Consider the following 2,733-nt stretch of genomic DNA (forward strand, 5'->3'; position numbering starts at 1 on the left):
GTGGGGGGTGGGGGCTGGGCCGCGCGCAGGGCGATCACCCCGAGCAGGACCATGACCGCCATGGCGAGTCCGGCCTGCGAGAGGCCTGGTCCGAGGGGGCGCTTGCGTTCGGCTATCTTCGACATCGGGCTGAGGGACCCCAACATATCCGAGGGCCGGGTTACCCTCGCGTCCACCGCAGGAATGGAAAATCGCTCGAACGAACCTATACCAGGCGCGACCTACCCACAGGAGGAGCTTTGACGGAGCCTGCACGCAGCACCCCCGTCACCCAGGACCCGGAGATGGCGGCCATCCCGACCTGCGAGTCCGTCCGGACCGTGACGATGACCCACCGGTTCGGGGACCTGTACAACCCGCCGGGTCTCACGAACCACTGGGGAGCCGCCCAGGCCGCCCTGGACGTCACCGCCGTGCGCAGCCTCGCCTTCCCTCCGCTCGCGCAGGGCGAGCAGGTCTCAGGGCTCTGCGACGTGATGACGGGCATCCTCTACGTGGGCGGGCGGTACCACACGGGCTCGCTCGAGCCGATCTCGCTGTGGTGGCAGCCCGACACGATCGAGCGGAGCTCGCGCGCCGGGGACCTCGAGCTGGTCAGCTCCACGATCGTCCCGTTCGGGCACACGTCGGTCGCGGTGAGGCTGCGGGTCCGCAACGCGGGCGCCGAGACGGTGCGCACCGAGGTGAAGCTGGGCCTGCGCGGAGGGGTGACCCGCAACGAGGGCCCCTGGACGTTCGTCTCCCCGGGCGAGTTCGACAACGAGGTGCAGGTCCTGGACGGCACCGGCGCCGTCGCGTTCACGTCCCGCTACTCGGGCGCCGCGATGGTGCAGGGAGCCCGTCCACTGCCGGACCGCATCGACCCCACCTGGATCGCCTGGGACGTGGAGCTGGCACCGGGAGCCCACCGCGAGCTCGTCTTCGCCGTCGCCCTCGGCGACGGCCTCGACGCGGCGATCGCCCACTTCGAGGCGTCGGTCAGCGACTTCGACGCGCTGGCCGCGCAGACCCGTCGTGAGTGGGATGCCGAGCTCGAGGCGGCGTTCACCCCCGGCAACGACCGGTTCTCCGGGCACCTCCCCCGTCTCGTCACGACCGACGAGTCCCTGCGACGGCTGTACCACACCGCCCTGATCACCGTGCTGTTCTGCAAGCGCACCACGCCGTCCGCGTTCGAAGGCCCGACGTACATCACGCTCGCGCCCCGCTACTGGCAGACGGCGACCTTCCTGTGGGACGCGAGCCTCACCGCGATGCTCCTGGCCATGCTCGACCCGGTCGTGCTGAGGCGCATGGTCGAGAAGTGGATGAGGACCGATATCCACCGCTTCCTGGCCACCGACTACCTCACCGGTCGAGGACTCGGCGCCTGGTACTCGGTGAACGACTTCGCGATGTGCCGGATGGCGTCGGAGTACCTGCGGTGGACCGGCGACCACGCTTGGCTCGACGAGCAGGTGGGAGACGAGACCGTGCTCGAGCACCTGGTCGGGTACGCGACCTACTACCGCCGGCTAGTCGTGGGAGAGCACGGGCTCGCGGATTACGGCGGCGTGTGGAACCTGCTGGAGGCCGTCGGCAGCTACGTGCACGAGGTGGCGAGCCTCAACGCGGCCAACGTGTGGTGCCTGCGCTTCGTGGCCGACCTCCTCGAGAGGCGGGGCCGGGACGCCGAGGCGACGCAGATGCGAACGGACGCGCAGGGGATCGTGGACCGGCTGTCCGAACTGTACATCCCGTCGCGTGGGTGCTGGAACGTCCGGCACCCGGACGGCCGCACCCAGGAGGTCGGTCACTGCTACGACTTCGGGACCGTCCTCTGGGCGATCTCCGACGACCTCGAGCAGCACGTCCGCGATGGCATGGTCTGGTTCCTCGCCACCGAGCTGCAGACCCCGACCTGGATGCGGGCTCTGTCGCTCAGCGACCCGGACGTCACCTACAGCGTGCGGCCCGACCATCAGTGGACGGGTGCGTACGCCGCCTGGCCCGCCATCGCCCTGACCGGGTTGTACCGGGCCGGCTACCCGGAGCTCGCACGCAAGTGGCTCCCGGGTCTCGCGAAGACCGCCGAGCAGGGCCCGATCGCGCAGGCGCACTTCGCGGAGTCGGCCGTCGACCCAGAGCACGGAGGGGGGGCGCGGAAGGCGCCGTCCGACCTGCCCTGGATCAACGACTGGGCATGCGTATCGGGCGGCGCGTACCTCGAGTCGATCCTGACCGGGCCGTTCGGGGTGCGGGCGGGGCTCTTCGGCGAGCTGCACGCAGAGCCCCACCTCGAGCCGGGCGTCCGGGCGGAGCTGCACGGCCTGCGCTACCAGGGCCGCGACTTCGACGTCCGGGCGGACGGGGCGACTCCGTCGGCGTGATCTGCGCGATCGACTGCGGCGGAACCAGGATCAAGGCCGCCGCCGTGGACGAGGACGGCTCCCCCGTCGGTGAGGTCCGCACCGCGGCCGCCGAGGGGGAGCCGGTGGAGGCCATCCTCGCCGTAGCGCGCGAGGTGGCTCCCGGATGCGACGCCGTCGGTCTCTGCGTCCCGGGGCTCGTCGACGAGCGCGGGGTGATCGTGTCGCTGCCGGGCAAGCTCGAGGGGATAGTCGGCGTCGACCTGCCCGCCGTCCTGCAGGATGGGCTCGGGTTGCCAGCCACGGTCGTGAACGACGCGGTCGCATACGGGGTGGGGGAGGCCGTCCACGGGGCCGCTGCGGGGTCCGCCGCGGCCCCGTGGAC

2 protein-coding genes are annotated in these 2,733 nt (G+C 71.2%); both read left to right on the forward strand.

All coding sequences use genetic code 11. The features are described from left to right. Positions 1–239 precede the first annotated feature (239 nt). Entirely contained in the window at positions 240–2,369 is a 2,130-nt protein-coding gene (locus tag VM840_07180) for a hypothetical protein (protein ID HVL81355.1), read from the forward strand. Continuing rightward, positions 2,366–2,733 (forward strand): ROK family protein (locus tag VM840_07185; protein ID HVL81356.1); only part of this gene is annotated, 368 nt, incomplete at its 3' end. The genes VM840_07180 and VM840_07185, both read left to right, overlap by 4 nt.

The organism is Actinomycetota bacterium, assembly GCA_035540895.1.
Lineage (GTDB): Bacteria > Actinomycetota > JAICYB01 > JAICYB01 > JAICYB01 > DATLFR01.